Genomic DNA, 17695 nt, shown 5'->3' on the forward strand with positions numbered 1-17695 from the left:
GCGATCGCGGCGGGCGTATCCGTCCGACCCGTTCACCTTGCGGAATTCTCACAAATTGTTTAAACTCCCACTTATCGGTCGGGTCGATATGCCCGACCATTCTCCCATTAGGATCCCTCGCATGCCGATCCAACAGGAACAGGCCGGTGTCCACGTCTTTGAGACACTCGACGACTTCGCCGAGGCGCGGGTCGAAGCCGTGGGATTCATCTTCCACGGTACGGTCCCCGTCGTGAAAGGGAAGGGCCAAGGTTCGGCCGCGAACAACCTCCTCCACTTCGCCCGCTGCCCCCGTCTTGAGAAGATCAGCGACCAGGAGACCAAGATCTGGTTCCGAAGCGTCCGCGTCGCTCATAAGCACCTGGATGAGACGGTCGGCGCCAAACGCTGGAAGTGGTGCAAGTTCTGCGAACGTGAGATCACCCAGCGAGTCCTCGACGAGATCTGATCGACCCCGAGAGGTCCCCGATCAACCCGCCCCGCGACGCCGAGTCGTTCCGGGGCGGGGAATCGTCGCACTCGCCTAACGAAACTCCGGTCAGATCGAGGGCGTCGCGTCGTTCACGAGGCCCTCGAAAACCGCATCGCCCCGCAGGAAGTCGAAGTCGCCTTCGTCGGGGATCAGTCGGCGCATCTCGGGCTTGAGCCGCAGGGCAGCGGCCAGCTCCTCAAGCGCCTTGGGAGCGTTGCCGGCGACGCTCCAGTAGCAAGCCAGGTTGTAGTGAATGAGCGCGTTCTCCGGCTCCTGACGAGCAGCCCTTTCCAACGCGTCGACAGCCTGAGCCAGTCGGTTCGTCCGCTTGTAGCACCACCCCTGAGCCAGGGCGACCGCCACGTCGTCGGGCCGCAGTGCGGCGGCCTCTTCCAGACAGGCCAGCGCCTCGCGATGGCGGTTGAGCTGGCGCAAAGCCTCGCCCTTGAGGAAATTGGCCTCAAACGTCATCAGGGGCCATTCAGGCCGGCTCTCCAGAATTCGCAGGGCGTTGCGGGGCATCTCCAGCATGAGGTAGCCCTCGGCCTCGTCGAGCTGCCGCAGGATTCGGACCGGGGTTGTTGTGCTCATGGTCAAGGCGCTCCGAGCGAAACGGAGGGGCTTGGGGCGTCGTTGGCATTCCTCCTACGTCGCGACGGCAGGATCGGTGCGCGCGGACGCCGCCTTCAGTGTATCCTACTCAGCCGTCACGCGCCGAAAAAGAGGGCGCTTGCGTGCTTGAGGCGGAGAAGGCGGCTCACTCGGACGAGCTTCAGATCACCTGATTGGCACCGCGATCGCCCCCCTGTCGGGCGAGCTCGGCATGGCGAGACAGAAGCGAGCCCTCGCGGACGTTCAGATCGATCTCGGTGGCGATGAGTTCGGGGATGACGATCCCTTCGGCCGACCCCTGAGCCAACGCTGAGGCGCGGGCCTCAATCCCCTCCCGATTCTGAAGGCCTTCCAGCCAGCGGCTCGGGATGGCGTCGACGCCGTAGTGCGCGCCGGCGAGGGCGCCGAGAATCGCGCCGGTGGTGTCGGCGTCGCCCCCGAGATTGACGATCTCAAGGATCGCCTCCTCGAAGGAGTCGGTCGTCAGGAGGACATAAAGGCAGGTGGGAATACAGGCAGGAGGGAAGCCCATCGTGGGACGTTTGCAATCGGGCTCAGCGCCGTGGCGGTTGGCTTCCTCGGCCAGAGCGGGGAGCGCCCGGTCACGCGGAAGTTCCAGCAGGGATTCCGCATGGGCCAAGGCCCTGGACATCGCCTTCGAGTGCGAATCCATCGCGAGGACGACGTCGCCGTAGCCATCGGAGACGATCCGCGCCTCGTCGCGGGCAACGTCGGAGGCCAACCATAGGAGCAGGCTGGGATCGCGAGATTCGCCGGCGGCCATGCGGCGGACGCCGTGCGCCACGGCCAAAGCTCCGCTCAGGCTGCGGACGTCGCGATGGGTCGTCAGGCTGGCCTCCATGACCGCGCCGAAGAGGCCGTCCGAGTCGTCCTCCAGGAACAGACCGACGGGAGCGATCCGCATGGCCGCTCCGATGCCGGCCTTCGTCTGGCCGCTCCACCTCGGAGAAGCGCCCCGACGGAGGTCGTCGATGACCTGTCGGAAGCTGCGGCCGACGCCGCGATGCACGCCCAGAAAGGGTCCGGGCGCGTCGGCCATCGCCAGATACAGCTCAGCGAGCCGAGCCTGGTCGACGCGTCCCCGGTCGATGAGGACGTCGCACAAGGCCATCGCCTGCTGAGTGTCGTCCGAGTAGAGCCCGCGCATCCGCCATCGGTAGGGTTTGCGCTTCCAGGCCTGGACCCCGTCGACGTAATTCTTGACCCGACCGTAGTGAGTCCTGATCTGCTGGGCGGTCAGCCCTTCGAGCGGAGCCCCCAGGGCGTCGCCGACGGCTAGACCCAGAAGACATCCGCGGACTCGGTCGATTCGGGACGTTTGCGGCATCGTGGCAATGCTCCTCGGGCACCGACCCGCTCTCCGTCGGCTCGGCGACGTCCCCCTTCGGGGACGAACGCAAGATACCCACCTGGATCGAACCAGCCAACCGTTTTCCCCCCGCGGCGCCTTCCTTGACGGCAGCTGCGACGCCGATATGGCATCGGCGGCGCTTGCCCTCCTAGTCACTTAGGCTCGATCGGCGCGCACGGCTTTTTTTCACCCCGTCGTTTGTTTTCAGCCGGGCAGGCCCCGGGACGACGGGTCGAACTCAAGGCTCGCCGACAGGTGATCGGAGGGACCACCGGGCGCATGAGCATCCACCCAACTTGAGACGACGGCTTCAACCGACGATCGAAACGTGCCGCTTCAACACGCCGGCAAACCTGGTTATCGGATGCCCGCCCCGACCAAAGCAAGGTACCGGGGCGGGTTTCCCCATGGCCTTCAGACGACTCGGGCGCAATCGCGCCGATCGTCGCAACCCAACGCTTCGGCCGCCGTTTCGGGTCGCGGAGGGTGGAGCCGGCCTCGCCGGGGAACCGGTATGGTTCGACTCCACAACCACGATTGACGCGGCGTGCGGGATTCACTTCTTCAGCACCCCGCTGACGTGAAACTCGGCGATCGAATTCCCCGGCACATTGCTGGGGATCACCTCCGTGTAAATGGTCCCCTTACGACCATCGCTCAGGACCAATCGATAACTATGCTCGTGGCTCAAAACGCGCAGGCGCTCAGTGGGCATCTCGAAATAGCCGTAAAGCGTCTTTCGGCCCGCTTTATTTTCGTGGCTGGCGAGGTAGCCGTCCACTCCCTCCAGAACGACCTCTTCGCCATCGACCAGCGTCCCTCGAATGTGCTCCATCCGTTCCATCGCGACCTCCCCGGGCCGGACTCGCCGGCCTCGACTGGATCAACAGGAATCGGAACAGAAACCGGGTCGACGCCATGACTCCAAAGCTGCTCGGGCCCAACGTCGCCCGACGAAAGATCCTCCCACGACGGTCTCGGCTTGTCGGATGTGAACCGCCGTGAAAACCATCGTAAGCCGCCCCCTCCGCACAAGCAAGGTTGGCATATCGTTATGTTTTTGAGAATCCACCACGGGCAACCACCCGCTCTTGGATGCTCACCTCCAACAACGCCTAATCATGCCGCGTAGGCTTAACTTCGTCAACCGGGTTGCCGCGCGTTTTTTTCCAAAACCGAACGAATTCGGATCAGGAGAGCGCAGTCAGCTCAATCAGCGTCTGGGAGCGGAAGATGGCCAGATCCTCGGGGAACGAATGAAACGTTTGAACGGAGAGGCCCCCAGCCAGCCGATCGACGTGAATGTGACTCAGGGCCGCCGGGGCCATGCGATTGGAGCCACGAGAAGTACGAAGGAGTCGGCCTGGACCGGAATCGCAGGCCATCTCCTCGCAGAGGTGGTGAAAGACCTCGGGATCGACCCGTTCGACTTCCAGGCAAACCTGATAGACGGCTCTTCCGCCGGGCTTCAGGATCGCCGTGTGTTCGCGACGCACGGCGGCGTTCAGAAGAAGCCCTCCGAGCGGAAGTGCGGTCTCGGGGCCGCCGAGAACCTCGGTGACTCGAACGTCGCGCCCGCCGAAGACCACGACGTGGCCCCCCTCAACGATCCGAACGTCGGCCTCCCAGAATCCCAGGGCGAAGCGCTCGTGAGCGCGCACGGCGAACCACTCGGGATGAAGCGCCCGCTGGAAGACCTGCAAGGTCCTGTCGGTCACACGGACTCCTGGAGTTCCCGCTCCCATCAACCACTCCTTCGGCCGCCGACGGCGCTCGCATTCCTCACGGAAGGGGACTGCAAGCAAGTATAGAATGGCCCACCACGAGGGGCAAACCAGCCGGGCGGTTCGCGCGCGATCGGATTCCCGCCGCCTTGACTTGACCCATTTCCGAAGCTCCGTAAACTCCGGACCGAATCGGCGAGGAGGACGACGCGCGCCGCAGGCCCTCTCCCGCCCATGACCAGGGACGGTCAACACCCATGGACACGACGATCGCCGCCGACCCACCGTTGCCGCTCCGCGCCTGGCGGGCCGTCCGCGACAGGGGTCCGCGCTACGCCTGGCACAAGGCCCTCAGACGGACGCTGGGACGATGGCCTGGGTGGAAACGCAGGCTGATCTATGGAAACCCTCGCGAATACTGGACCCTTCGCGGCGGCTTTGACTACTTCCGCGAGCAAGAGGGACAGGTCGCCCGGAGCCTGCGGGCCGAGTGGATCGCCGGCCGGATCGCCTCTTACCATCCCACATCGGTGCTGGAGGTCGGCTGCGGCTACGGCAAGCTGCTGAGAGCGCTCCGAGATCGGACCGACGCCTCGCTCGCCGGCGTGGATTTCAGCCCGACGCAGCTCGGATGCGCTCGCGACTTCGTGGCGGACGTGGACGACGTCTCGCTCTTCCTGGCTCGCGGCGACCGTCTGCCCTTCGCCGACAACTCGTTCGATCTGGTGGTGACCTCGGCCGTGATCCTCCACAATCCGCCGGAGGTCGCCGATCGGATCCGCCGCGAGGTCGTCCGCGTGGCCCGACGATTCGCGGCCCACAATGAAGAGACCAACCTCAGCTACAACCGCTACGGCTACGACACGGCCGCCTGGTACCGCGCCGAAGGCCGTCGCATCGCCGAGGTCGGGCCGATCCCCATGGACGCCGATCCTCAGACGTCGCAATTCTGCGTGGCCCGTCTCGACGGCTGACGTACGGCCCCTCCCCTCGTCGTGGAACGAACCGGCATGCTCGACCTCGGCTTCGCCTTGCTGCTGACGCTCCTCGCGACCGGGCTTGGGGCCCGCCTCCTCCAGGGGCTGGGTTCCGCCCCCTCTCGAGCCGTCGACCTCTTCGGGCTGGCGTTCCCGCTCGGCGCGGGCTTGATCGCGCTGGGTGTGTTGCTGCTGGGCCAGTTCGGCGCGTTGACCACGATCGGCCTGGCCTTGATGCTGGCCGTCGTCGCCGAGATCGGCCTTCGCCGCGGCGTCCATCTCGCGGGCGAGTTGGCGGAAACTCCCTTCCGCAAGGAATCCGCCGCGCCGACGTTCGGCCTCGATCGCCTGACGGCTGTTTTCCTGATCGCCACGATCGCGGCGACGGGGATCTCGGCCCTGGCGCCGGTGATGGACGGCGACGCGCTCTGCTATCACCTTCAGGTGCCGAAGGTCTTCCTGATGAAAGGCTCGGCGGTCTTCGATCCCGACCTTCACGAGACGATCTACCCGTTGACGACGGAGATGCTCTATCTGATCGCCCTGGCCTTCCGCGGGCCGATCGCCTGCCGATGCATCCAGTGGATGCTCGGCCTGGCAATGGCCGCGAACGTCACGGCGATGGCCAGGCCCTCGCTGGGTTCCCGCGCCTGGTGGGCCGGAGCGGGAGCCCTGCTCGTCCCGGCGATCACCAACGGCATGTCCGCCCCCCTCAACGACGTGGCCTTGGCGGCCTTCGGCACGGCGGCTCTGGCCTCCTGGATGCGACTCCACGACGAGCCCAGCCGGAAGTCGGCTGCGCTCGCGGGGACCTTCGCCGGACTCGCGGCCGGAGTCAAATACCCGGCCCTGGTCCTCGCGACGATTCTGACCGCGACACTCATCGTTCGGCCGCTCTACGCCAGGAAGGGGAGCGAGAAGACCCGCTGGATCGACGCCGTTTCGCTTACGTCCTGCTTCGTCATGGCTCTCATCGCAGCGGGGTCGGCCTGGTATCTTCGGGCCTACGTCCACACGGGCAATCCCGTCTTCCCGTTCTTCCGGTCGCTCTTCGGCGCGGGGCTGGACGAGGTTCTGGACCCGATCAAACGGCCGTTGACGACATCGCCCTGGAACCTGCTGACGGCGCTCGCTCCGTTGAGCCTGGAACCGCATCGGTTCGACAGCTTCGCCCACCAGTTCGGCCCGGTCTTCCTGCTCTTCCTCCCAGCCCTGCTGTTGGAGCGGGCCCCCCGGCGAGTGCTGGGCCTCGTCCTCTTCGGTTACGTCTTCCTGACGCTCTGCATGACCCAGCGTCAGAGCATGCGATTTCTGCTGATCGCGGTCGGGCCGATGTCGGTCGGAGTCGCCTGGTTGGCTTCGACCTGGCGAGACCGTACCACGATCCCCGCGCGTGCCCTGACGGTCGTGATGATCGGCGTGTTGGGGTTGGAGTCCTGCGTCGCCATGACCCGCGCGGGGAGGGCGGCGGGCTCGGTGATGGGGACGGAGACTGCGGCGAGTTACCTGGCCCGGAGCGAGCCCACCTATCGCGTCGGCCGTTGGATCGACGAGAACCTGCCGAAAGACGCGCGGGTGATTGGTCAGGATCATCGCGGTTTCTACATCCCTCGCGACTACACGATGGAACTGGCTCACCGTCGTCGGACGGACCTCGGCGAGCACGGCGAAACCGACGCCGAGGTCGTGGAGACGCTTGTCCGCGAGGGCTACACCCACTTGGTCCTCTGCCCGCCCGCGGCCGGATCGGACGTCGAGTTCGATCCGACGCTCGGCGAGATGCTCGCCCCGTGGCTGGCTACGCACAGGCCGCTCTTCTGCGAGGAACTGGCCGAGCCCGATGGACTGGTCCGCCGCTACTCCATCTATCAACTCGACGCCGTGGCCGGCTCGACGATCGCCGTCGAGGACGGCGGCGTCAAGCGATGAGCGCGACTCGGCCGACGCTCGCGCAACTGCGAGCCGTCGTGCAGAAGAAGCGGCATCGAGAGATCGGCAACTGGTTGGCCCGGCGAGTCGCCAGACCTTCAGCGGTTTACGGAACCTGGGCGGCGGTCCGATTGGGCGCGACCGCCCACCAGATCACAACGGCCGCCCTGCTCGCCGGCCTGGCTGGCGCGGCGGCGATCGCCACGGGTGAACGATCGGGCTTCATCGCCGGCGTTGGGCTCTTGTGGCTGGCCTTCTGGCTCGACCACATCGACGGTCAGGTTGCACGGTGGCGAGGGACGGCGAGTCTCGACGGCGTCTACTTCGACTACCTCATGCACCACGCCCAGAACATGGGGGTTGGATTCGCCCTCGGTTTCGGCCTGGCGATGAGGACGGGACATGTCGAGTGGACGGCGGCCGGCTTCGCGATTGCGGTCGGTTGGGCTCTCCTGAGTCTGCACAACGACTGCCGATACAAGGCGTTCATTCAAAGGCTCAAGAGCACCGCCGAGAGCTACCGCGTCCACGGAGGAGCCGGCGGTCGGCCGACGCCCCCGCCAGGATGGCCTCGGCGCGGGTTGGGCGTCCTGACCTATCCGGCCTACAAGGCGTGCGAGCCTCACGTCGTCCTGATCGGCCTGACGACCCTGGCGTGTCTGGCCGCGACGGTCCCGACCGTATGGGAGACCTGCTGGAAATTCGCGGCCGGCGGGATGGCGATCCTCGCGCCGTTGCTGGCCGCCGCGCGAATCCGCCGATCCATCCTCAAGGGTGCGGCGGAAGCTGAATTCCGAGCGTGGTTCCAACCGTACGATCCGTCGACGAGCGTGGTTTCCGCTCACCGCCCCCTGGACGCGGCGGACGCGGAGGTTGTATCAACGGATGCGGTGAAACTCGATTCCGAGGCGGCGTGAGGGTCGCGCCGCCGCTCCTGAGGCCTCCTGGGCCGCCGACATGACCGACGATCTCCTTGATGCGCAAGCCCACCTGCCGGAACTCCCCAGGCGTCGGGACTGGGGGATCGGCGTGGTCGGCGCGGGCTTCATCGTTCGGGACTGTCACCTCCCCGCCTATCGGGACGCCGGCTTCCCCGCCTCGGCCATCACCTCGCGGACCGAGGCGACGGCCCGAGAAGTCGCCGAACTGCGAGGCGTCCCGCGCGTTTATTCGACGCTCGATTCGATGCTCGACGACCCGGACGTCGAGGTCGTCGACGTGGCGGTCCCGCCTGCCGAGCAGCCTGCGGTCATTCGTCGAATTCTCGCCCACACACACAGGGTCAAAGGAATCCTGGCCCAGAAGCCACTGGCCCTGTCGATGGCCGAGGCTCGCGGACTGGTCGACGATTGCGAGCGGGCGGGCGTCGCTCTCCAGGTCAACCAGAACATGCGGTTCGATCACTCCGTCCGCGCTCTCAAGCGGATGCTCGACCTTGGCGCGTTAGGTGATCCGGTGCTCGCGACGATCGAATTGCGGGCGATTCCACACTGGATGCCCTGGGCGAGAGACGGCCGTTCGCTCTCCACGTTCATCATGAGCATCCACCATCTCGACACGATGCGGTACTGGTTGGGAGACCCTGAACGCGTCCTGGCGAGCACTCGACCCGACCCGCGGACGAAGTTCTCGCACGTCGATGGGATCAACCTGGTGATTCTGGAGTACGCGAACGGCGCGCGGGCGTCGTGCTGGGACGACGTCTGGGCGGGCCCGGCGCGCGAGGGCTCGGCGGCGGATCTCGGCGTGCGATGGCGGTTCGAGGGGACCGAGGGTCTGGCTCAGGGGACGATCGGCTGGCCCTCATGGCCTCGGCATCGCCCAAGCACGATCGAGTACTCGACGGTTCGCGACGGCGGAGCCTGGCATCGGCCGCGGTGGCCGCAGGCGTGGTTCCCCGACGCCTTCTCCGGAACGATGGCGGGCTTGCTGAGAGCCCTGGAGAGCAGGAGCGAGCCCGACATTTCGGGTCGCGACAATCTCCGGACGATCGCGTTGTGCGAGGCCGTGTTCACAGCGGCGACCGAGCATCGCGTGGTATCGTTCGGAGACCCAAGCGGGTAAGATGAGGCTGATTCGTTCGTAGGGTCCCGGGCCATTGTCGCACGTCTCCCGGGGATTCGCTGGAGATGGAGAGGCTGATCTCGGTGGATCGATTGGACGGGCGAGACGTTCTTCTCGCGGCACTGCCGCTGGAAGTCGAGTGGTCCCTGCTCGCCATCGCGGCCCTCGCCGCGCTGGGCGCCCTCGCTTATGCGCTTTGGCTTAGGGGAAAAGTGCAGGCGCACGCGGCGCTCGCCCTGGATTCGACCCGTCGTCACGAAGAGGCGGAGCGTAAGATCGAGGAGCAGGCGGCCGTCTACCGCTCCCTCGTCGAGACGCTCCCGCAATCGTTTCTCCGCAAGGATCTCGACGGCCGGTTCACCTTTGCGAATCAACGGTTCTGCAACGAGCTGGGCCGTCGTCGCGAGGAGATCGTCGGCAAGACGGACTTCGACTTCTTCCCGGAGGAGCTGGCTGCAAAGTACCGGGCCGACGACAAACTCGTGCTGGAGACGGGCCGCGTCCTCGACGTCGTCGAGCAGCATGTGACGCCCCGAGGCGACACGCTCCACGTCCAGGTGATGAAGACCCCGCTGTACTCCGCCGACGGAGCCGCAATCGGCACCCAGGCCATCTTCTGGGACGTCACAGCGCGAATCCGCGCCGAGGAACAGCTCCGCGAAAAGAACGTGAAGCTGGAAAACCTGGCCCGCTCCGAGCACCAGGCGCATGAAGCCCTCAAACAGGCTCAGAGCCTGCTCGTCCAGAACGAGAAGCTCGCCAGCCTGGGGCAGCTCGTTGCGGGCGTCGCGCATGAGATCAACAACCCTCTGGCCTTCGTCAGCAACAACGTCGCCGTCCTGGAACGCGACCTTCGCGACCTTCTCCGGCTGGTCGACATCCTCAGCCACGACGGGGCCGCAATCGAGCGGCTCACCCCCGAACTGGCCGCCGAGGTCGAGGCGATCACCGAACGCATCGACCTGCGATACTGCCTCGAACACTTCCCCCGTTTGATCGAACGAACGCGAGAGGGTCTCAGACGGATCGAGCGGATCGTGAAGGAGCTGCGGCTGTTCGCCCGGGTTGACGAGGGGGAATGGAACGAGGTCGACCTGAACCCGGGGATCGAATCGTCGATCAACATGGTCAAGGGCTACGCCAGGAAGAAGGGCGTGCAGATCGTGATGGACCTGGGGGCGTTGCCGGCCGTCCGTTGCCGGGCGGCTCGAATCCATCAGGTGATCCTCAACCTGCTGACCAACGCGATCGACGCCTGCGGCGAGAACGGTCAGGTCACCGTGAGAACCGAGACCGAGGCCGACGCCTCCGGCGTGCGAGTGGACATCGACGACAACGGCTGCGGCGTCCCCCAGGCGATCCGCGACCGGATCTTCGACCCCTTCTTCACGACGAAGCCTCTGGGCCAGGGGACCGGGTTGGGGCTTTCGATCAGCTATGGGATCGTCCAGGAACATGACGGCCGGATCGAGGTCCAATCGACGGTTGGATACGGTTCGTGCTTCACGATCCATCTCCCCATCGACCCATCGAAACGTCCCCATGCCACGACCTCAGATCAGTCGTCGAACGACTCGGGACGACGCCCCGTGATCGAGGAGCGCGTCCCCCAGACCGCCGCGGCCGACGCCACGCTTCCCGGAGGGTCGGACGCTTGAACGTCGGGCTGATCGACGCCGCGTGGAGCCGGCCGTGAGGGATTGGGCGAGATTGCCTCTGAACATTCTCGTCTCTACTGGGCTTGCGCTCCTGGTGGCCTGGCCGACGGCCGCGACGGTGCTGGAAGCGCTCCGGCCGACGTCGATCGAAACAGCCGGGGGCGGCCTCGCGCTCGACCCGGCGGCGACCGCGGCCGTCGTCGAGGATTCAGGGGGACTGGCGCGGCCGGCCCGACTGGCGCTGGAGACCCTGATCGTGGTCGCCGGCGCCGAGGCGATCGCCTTGCCGCTAGGCGTGGCGTTGGCGTTACTCCTCTTTCGCACCGACGCCTGGGGACGACGCCCACTGCTGGCAGCGCTCGGGCTGGCTCTCTTCGTTCCCCTTCCCTTGCATGCGACGGCCTGGTTGGGAGCCTTCGGCGACGCGGGGAGGATGCAGGCGTTCGGCGTGCGGCCGATCCTCGTCGGTCGACTCGGCGTGATCGTGGTGACGGCGATGGCCGCCCTCCCCTGGGTCGTCCTGCTCTCAGGGGTCGGCATGCGGCTGGTCGAACCGGAGTTAGAGGAATCCGCCCTGCTCGACATGTCCGCGCCTAGGGTCATGACCAAGGTCACCCTACGGCGCAGCCTGGGAGCGATCGCCGCCGCGGCCCTGGCGGTGGCCGTGCTTGCGGCGGGCGACATGACGGTGACCGACCTGCTGCAGGTCCGGACCTACGCCGAGGAGGCTTACGTCCAGTTCTCCCTCGGGCACGGTCCAGCCGGCGCGGCGAGCGTGGCGTTACCTCCGCTACTGGCTATCGGCGCGGGGGTCTTCTGCATCGCGCGACGCCTGGGACAGGACTCGCCGACAAGACTCGCGACGGCGTTCAGTCGGTCGAGAACCTGGCGCCTCGGCGTGTGGCGCGTTCCGCTCGGGCTCCTCGTCGTAACGGTGGCTGGTGGACTTGTCGCGACTCCGCTCGCCAGCCTCGTCTGGCGAGCGGGGCGAGTCGGCGGCCGGGCGCAGATGGGCGCCCCGCCCTCGTGGTCGTTCGCGGGGCTTACCGGAACGCTCGCCACCGCCGCCGAGGAATGCCGAACTCCGCTGCTCACCAGCGCGATCCTGGCCGCCGTCGCCGCCGCACTCACCACGACACTCGCCTGGGGGCTTTGCTGGCTTTGTCGGGATTCACGGATCTGGCGAGGGATTGCGCTGATCGACGTCGCGCTGACGCTCGCCGCGCCGGGGCCGGTGACAGGTATGGCTCTGTTGCTGGCATATCGAATGATCGATTGGATCTACGACGCGCCGGCGATCGTCGTTCTGGCGATGGCCGCGCGAACGCTTCCGTATGCGGTTCTGATTCTCTGGCCGGCGATCCGGGGGCTGCCGGAGGAGACGCTCGACGCCGCGGCCGTCGACGGCTGGGGGCCGGCGTCTCGGATCATGCGGGTGGCCTTGCCGCTCTCGCGACGTGCGACGCTGGCGGCCTGGGCGTCGGCCTTTGTGCTAGGGCTGGGTGAGCTGCCGGCGACAAACCTGCTGGTCCCGCCGGGCGTCGAAACGATCAGCCAGCTCATCTGGAGCTTGTTGCACACCGGCGTCGAAAGCCACCTGGCGGGCGTTGCGCTGACGACCCTGGCCGCGATCGCCGCCGCGGGATGTCTGGCGGCGGCGCTGCTGCGGAAAACCGTGTCGTCCAACGCCTGACGAGTGTACGATGAACGGCCGCGACGGACTCGACCCACCCCCGGAGAGTCGACGATGGCGATGCAGGACGCGCTAGGCCCGGTCTTCGCCTACGAGTGGATCCGCATATCCCGCCGATGGCAGCTCTACGCCATCCGCTCCGCCTTCGTGGCGACGATCCTGGGGGCGCTCCTGGTTGTCTGGGCAACCTGTCCCTGGAACCTTGATGAGGCAGACCTTCAACGCCTTGCCCTCTTCGGGGGGAGCGTCAACTGGGCAGTCGCCTTCACACAACTCATGTCGATTCTCCTCGCCGCCCCGGCCGCGACCGCCGGAGCCGTCTGCCTCGACAAATCGCGCGGGACGCTCCTCCACGTGATGGCGACCGATCTGACCGACGCGGAGATCGTCCTCGGCAAGCTGGCCGCGGCACTAGCGCCCGTCCTGGGCCTCGTCTTCTGCATGCTGCCGGTGATGATGCTCACGTCGCTGCTGGGGGGCGTCGATCCCGTGACGCTCCTAGGCACGTTCGGGGTCTCCATTGGGACGGCCGTCCTGGGTTGCACGATCGCGTTCGCTCTCTCGGTCTGGGGCCGAAAGACGCACGAGGTGCTGAGCGCGACGTACTTGATCCTGATCTTCTGGATCGCCGGTCTCCCGACAGCCGGGACGATCGCCCGACGCATGGGATTCTCGCCGTTTGGGCTCTTCGTGACGGCCCTCGACGACGCCGAGGCGATGAATCCCTTCGAGCTGCTCACCCCCACGTACAACGATCCCGCGTCCTGGCACCTGATGCGAGTCGCCCTCTTTCTCGGCGGCTGCCTGGTCGTCTCGACGTTGCTGGTCTGGGCGACGATCCGACGCATCCGGCCGGTGACGCTCCATCAGCGCGTTGAGAGCGATGACTCGCCGAAGTCCAAGTGGCGGCTCCTCGCCCACCTCCGCCTCCCAACGCTTCTCCCCTCGCCATCGCTCGACGGCAACCCCGTTCTGTGGCGGGAGTGGAGCCGAACTCGGCCCTCGCGTTGGGCGCGAGTCATCTGGTTCACCTACTTCGCAACCGCCCTGCTCCTTACCTCGACGGCCTTGACCGACGTCCTGAGCGGCGGCATGAGCGAGTCGACGGCGGTCGTCAACATGTTCCTCGTCTCGGTGGGGCTCTTGCTCCTCACCGTGAGGTCGGCCACCTCGCTTTCGGAGGAGCGGACCCGAGGGAGCCTGGACGTGCTCATGTCCACACCGATGAGCACCCGGTCGATCCTGATCGGGAAGTGGTGGGGGACGTTCCGACTCGTCCCCTACCTGGCCATCCTGCCGATGCTGGTCGGCGCGGCCCCGTGCCTGCTCAGCGGGATGTGGGGAAGCCTGGTCCTGTTCGTCGCGCTCATCCTCGGTTATGGGGCGGCCGTCACGAGCACGGGCCTGGCCGTATCGATCTGGGTCGTTCGACAGAGTCGAGTCCTCGCGCTCACGGTCGGCCTCTATCTGGCGGCCTGCATCCTCTGGGTCGTCCTCGCGGCGACCACGTTTCCGATGTCGAACATCGGGCCGTTCGTCTTAATCGGCTCGCCCTTGTACGGCCCGGCCATGACCACGCTGGGCTTCCTGGATAGCCGACCATTCGGGCCGAACGACCTGAAGGATGGATTGTTCATCTGGCTGTTGTGCTGGAACGTCTATTACTGGCTCCTGGCGGGGATACTATTCATCGTCTCCTGTTCGACGTTTGACCGATGCCTGGGACGCGCGACCGACTACGGCCCAGACGATCCGGCTGACCGAGGTCTTCGCAACCTCCTGCCGACGTTTCGTCGACAAGCTCCCGAGGAATCCCTGGCGTCGCGTGGGGCGTCCGAACCGGCGTAAGTCATGAGGCCCTCGATGTCGAGTCCGCGGTTCGGGTTGGGTCCGGTGTTCGCCTATGAGTGGCTTCGGATCTCACGTCGATGGCAGCTCTACGCGGTCCGGTCCTTCTTCGTCGGCTTGCTGTTGCTGGGGCTCATGTTCACGTGGGGCACGTGGGGCGACCGTCCCGACGGCATGCAGACGGAGGAACTGGCCCGCCTCGGCCAGACGATCTACTCCACGATCGTCACCATCGAGCTGACTCTGATCCTGCTCGCCGCCCCAGCCGCGACGGCCGGCGCCGTCTGCGTGGATAAGGCTCGGGGCTCGCTCTTGCAGGTCATGGCGACCGACCTGTCCGACTCGGAGCTCGTTCTGGGGAAGCTCGCCGCCGCGCTGACGCCGGTGATCGGCCTCGTGTGCTGCACCCTGCCGGTGCTGATGCTCTCCTCGCTGCTGGGGGGGATCGACCCCATGTTGCTGCTGGGGTCGTTTTTGACGACCCTGACGACCGCCGTGCTCGTCTGCACCCTGGCCTTCACCCTTTCCGTCTGGGGGAAGAAGGCTCATGAGGTGCTCGGGGCGACCTACATGATCGTCCTGGCGTGGCTGGCCCTGATCCCCTTCACCGTCAACATGCTCATGGTGATGGCGGGACTTGGCGCCGTGGGGTTCTCGCGGTTCGGCCGGCTGATCCAGGCGACCAACCCCTACGCCCTGCTCTATCCGTCATTCAACGGGTCGATGGTCGACCACCTGCATCGGGTCTTGATCTACTGCGGAGGCGGCCTGGGCCTCTCGGCGGCGATGATCGGGCTCTGCATCGCGACGATCCGTCGGGTCACGGTCCGCCAGCGATCCGAAGGGGGCGGAGGTCGAACCAGCCGCCGAACCTGGCGGCTCCCATCGATCCTGCCAACCCTTTCCCTCGACGCCAACCCGGTCCTCTGGCGCGAATGGACCCGCAACCGACCGTCGCGCTGGGGGCGGTTCGTGTCAGCCTGTTACCTGGGCTTCGCACTCTTCCTGACGGGGACGACCGTCATCGAGATCCTCGGGAACGGCGGCCCCGCGGAATCAGGGATCATGGCGAGCGTCTACACAGTGGGCGTCGGCCTGTTGCTGATGAGCGTCCGGTCGTCGACGTCGCTCTCGGAGGAGCGGATCCGGGGAAGCCTGGACCTGCTGACCTCCACGCCGTTGACCACCACGGAGATCCTGGCCGGAAAGTGGTGGGGGACCTTCCGAATGGTCGCTCCGATGGCCCTCCTGACCGGGCTCCTCGCCGCGCTGGCGTGTGGGCCCTCGGGCTGGTGGACGGGGCTGCTGCTCTATCTGGGGCTCATCCTCGCCTATGCCGGGGTCACGACGAGTCTCGGGCTGGCGATCGCCGTCTGGGTGCCGCAGCAGGGGCGGGCTGTTGGGTTGTGCGTCGGCCTGTACGTGGCCGCGTGCGTCGGCTGGCCGCTCCTCTCCTTGATGATGGCGCTGTCGGGAGGGCCAGGTCCAAATCCAGCGGTCTTCTTCCTCTTCGGCTCGCCGATCGGCGGAACCGTCATGGGGCTGGTTTCCCTGGCGGAGCATCGACCCAGCCTGGATCTTGAGAGACTTGTGCTTCCCACCTCGATGGTTATATGGACCTGTATCCTGGGCGCCGCAACCCTCGGTCTGTTTCGCCTTGCGTGCGAGTCGTTCGAGGGTCAACTCGGCCGACGCGCCGGCTGGAACGAGGAATCGGGACCATGGCGGGAGTTCAAGGCGTTGATCCCGCGGTTCGGCCGCCGGCCTTTGGAGAAGCCCAAGCCGGCGACGGCCGAAATGGAGTGAGGCCGCATCAGGCCGCGGCGATCGATCCCGGATCGGCGAGACGGTCGAGGACGGCGTCGGCCGTGGCCTCGGCGGCACGGATGCAGTCGGGGATGCCGACTCCGTCGTAGGCGACGCCGGTGAGGAACAGGTTGGAGTGCATCGCCGCCTTGCGACGGATCGACTCGACGAGCTCCATGTGGCCCAGCACGTACTGAGGCATCGAGCGGGCGTGGCGGGCGATCTCCAGGAACAGGGGCTCGCCGGAAACCCCGATCAGCTCGCCCAGTTCAGTCGCGACCACCTGGCGGACGACCTCGTCGTCGAGGTCGAACAGCTCCGGCTGGGCGGCGCCGCCGACGAAGACGCGGATGAGGGCCGTCCCCTCAGGCGCTCGGCTGGGGAACTTCACGTTGAGGAACGAGGCCGCGAAGATCCGCCGATTCTCGATCGCCGGGACGACGAAGCCGAAGCCGTCGAGCGGGTGCTTGATCTGGTCGCGGCGGTAGGCGACGTTCACGATGATCGACGAGGCATAGGGGATCGCCCGGAGCTGCAAGGCGAGCGACGGGTCGCAGCCGTCGATCAGGCGAGCCGTGGCGTGGGCCTCGGTGGCGGCGACAATGGCGTCGGCCTCGATCGAGGGGCCGTCGAGCGGCTCGACCAGCCAGCCCGAGCCGGTCGCCGAGCGGCTGATCCGCCGCACCGGGGAGTTAGTGCGGACGGTCCCCTTGTCGAGGCTCGCCGCCAGGGCCTTCGGCAGCGAGCCCATCCCCTCTTCCAGCGAGACGAACATGCCGTAGCGGGCGCCGGAGGATTCGGTCTCGATCCGGGCTTCGGCCTCCTTGCGGTGCCGGAACGCAGCGCGGATCAGACCGCCGTGCTGCTTTTCCATCTCCAGGAACTGCGGCAGGGTGGCGCGAAGGCTCAGGTTGTTGGGATCTCCGGTGTAGACGCCGCCGACGAGCGGCTGAACCAGGCGGTCGAACGCCTCGCGACCCAGCCGACGGCGGGCGAAGGCCGCCAGGCTCTCTTCGGTCGCCGCTTCCCGACGCGGGATGAGCAACTCGGCCAGCAGGCGAAGCTTGCCCCAGGGGGAGAGGATCGGCGACGCCAGCACGGGGGCGATCCGGTGCGGGGCCATCAGCACGAAGCCCTCGGGAGCGGCCGCCAGCTTCCCCTTGCGGACAACGAACGACCGCCGGTGCGCGGACTGGGCCTCGATGAGCCGTCCGTCCAGGTCGAGCCGACGGCAGAGGTCGAGGGCCCAGGGCTTGTTCGTGATGAACGAGTCCGGCCCGCGCTCCAGCGTGAAGCCGTCGCGGTGGTCGGTGGCGATGACGCCGCCGACGCGATCCTTCGCCTCCAGAACGATGACCTCGACCGGCCGACCAAGCTCGCGCCCGGACTGCTGGAGGCGGCTGGCCACGGCCAGGCCCGATAGGCCCCCGCCGACCACCACCACCCGGTCCAAGGACTTCTTGTCCCCGCCCCGCTCGATCGTCGTAATCATCGAGTCGAATCCCTTCCCCGGATCCTCTCCCGAGCGTCCGGACGCCCA

At 66.7% G+C, this 17695-nt stretch carries 14 protein-coding genes; 9 read left to right on the forward strand and 5 right to left on the reverse strand.

Annotated elements, in window-relative coordinates:
• Positions 1–121: 121 nt before the first annotated feature.
• Positions 122–448, forward strand: a complete 327-nt coding sequence (locus G5C50_RS04825) for a hypothetical protein (protein WP_165065809.1) — start codon at positions 122–124, stop codon at positions 446–448.
• Positions 449–538: 90 nt separating this feature from the next.
• Here the strand turns inward: G5C50_RS04825 and G5C50_RS04830 are convergent, their stop codons facing one another.
• The 4 genes from G5C50_RS04830 to G5C50_RS04845 form a co-directional block, all read right to left on the reverse strand.
• Positions 539–1063 (reverse strand): TPR end-of-group domain-containing protein, encoded by a 525-nt coding sequence (locus G5C50_RS04830; RefSeq protein ID WP_165065812.1) that lies wholly within the window; start codon positions 1061–1063, stop codon positions 539–541.
• Between the two features lie 181 nt (positions 1064–1244).
• Positions 1245–2432 (reverse strand): ADP-ribosylglycohydrolase family protein, encoded by a 1188-nt coding sequence (locus G5C50_RS04835; protein WP_165065815.1) that lies wholly within the window; start codon positions 2430–2432, stop codon positions 1245–1247.
• Positions 2433–3012: 580 nt separating this feature from the next.
• On the reverse strand, positions 3013–3300 hold the full coding sequence (locus tag G5C50_RS04840; protein WP_165065818.1) for a hypothetical protein: 288 nt from the start codon (positions 3298–3300) through the stop codon (positions 3013–3015).
• A gap of 346 nt (positions 3301–3646) precedes the next feature.
• Positions 3647–4174 carry a DUF2617 family protein gene (locus G5C50_RS04845; RefSeq protein ID WP_240906968.1) on the reverse strand — a complete coding sequence of 176 codons (528 nt, stop codon included), beginning with the start codon at positions 4172–4174 and terminating at the stop codon, positions 3647–3649.
• Positions 4175–4437: 263 nt separating this feature from the next.
• On the opposite strand from G5C50_RS04845, the gene G5C50_RS04850 reads away from it, so the two are divergent.
• The 8 genes from G5C50_RS04850 to G5C50_RS04885 all read left to right on the forward strand — a co-directional run bounded on the left by G5C50_RS04850 (position 4438) and on the right by G5C50_RS04885 (position 16155).
• Complete coding sequence (locus G5C50_RS04850; protein ID WP_165065824.1) at positions 4438–5154, forward strand: class I SAM-dependent methyltransferase; 717 nt, start codon at positions 4438–4440, stop codon at positions 5152–5154.
• 36 nt (positions 5155–5190) lie between these two features.
• Positions 5191–7086, forward strand: coding sequence for an ArnT family glycosyltransferase (locus G5C50_RS04855; RefSeq protein ID WP_165065827.1), 1896 nt, complete (start codon positions 5191–5193; stop codon positions 7084–7086).
• A complete protein-coding gene (locus tag G5C50_RS04860) occupies positions 7083–8003 on the forward strand; it encodes a CDP-alcohol phosphatidyltransferase family protein (RefSeq protein ID WP_165065830.1) in 921 nt (306 codons plus the stop codon). Before G5C50_RS04855 ends, G5C50_RS04860 begins: the two co-directional genes overlap by 4 nt.
• A 40-nt stretch (positions 8004–8043) precedes the next feature.
• The gene (locus tag G5C50_RS04865) at positions 8044–9150 is read left to right on the forward strand and encodes a Gfo/Idh/MocA family protein (protein ID WP_165065833.1); all 1107 of its coding nucleotides are present in this window, start codon (positions 8044–8046) and stop codon (positions 9148–9150) included.
• 65 nt (positions 9151–9215) lie between these two features.
• The gene (locus G5C50_RS04870) at positions 9216–10808 is read left to right on the forward strand and encodes a PAS domain-containing sensor histidine kinase (RefSeq protein WP_165065836.1); all 1593 of its coding nucleotides are present in this window, start codon (positions 9216–9218) and stop codon (positions 10806–10808) included.
• A 52-nt stretch (positions 10809–10860) separates the two neighbouring features.
• A complete protein-coding gene (locus G5C50_RS04875) occupies positions 10861–12501 on the forward strand; it encodes an ABC transporter permease (RefSeq protein WP_165065838.1) in 1641 nt (546 codons plus the stop codon).
• Positions 12502–12555: 54 nt separating this feature from the next.
• On the forward strand, positions 12556–14349 hold the full coding sequence (locus tag G5C50_RS04880) for an ABC transporter permease subunit (RefSeq protein WP_165065841.1): 1794 nt from the start codon (positions 12556–12558) through the stop codon (positions 14347–14349).
• A gap of 15 nt (positions 14350–14364) precedes the next feature.
• Positions 14365–16155 (forward strand): ABC transporter permease subunit, encoded by a 1791-nt coding sequence (locus G5C50_RS04885; protein WP_165065844.1) that lies wholly within the window; start codon positions 14365–14367, stop codon positions 16153–16155.
• A gap of 7 nt (positions 16156–16162) precedes the next feature.
• Here the strand turns inward: G5C50_RS04885 and hemG are convergent, their stop codons facing one another.
• A complete protein-coding gene (gene hemG, locus G5C50_RS04890) occupies positions 16163–17647 on the reverse strand; it encodes a protoporphyrinogen oxidase (protein WP_165065847.1) in 1485 nt (494 codons plus the stop codon).
• Between the last annotated feature and the right edge of the window lie 48 nt (positions 17648–17695).

Origin of the sequence: Paludisphaera rhizosphaerae, assembly GCF_011065895.1 — a bacterium.
Lineage (GTDB): Bacteria > Planctomycetota > Planctomycetia > Isosphaerales > Isosphaeraceae > Paludisphaera > Paludisphaera rhizosphaerae.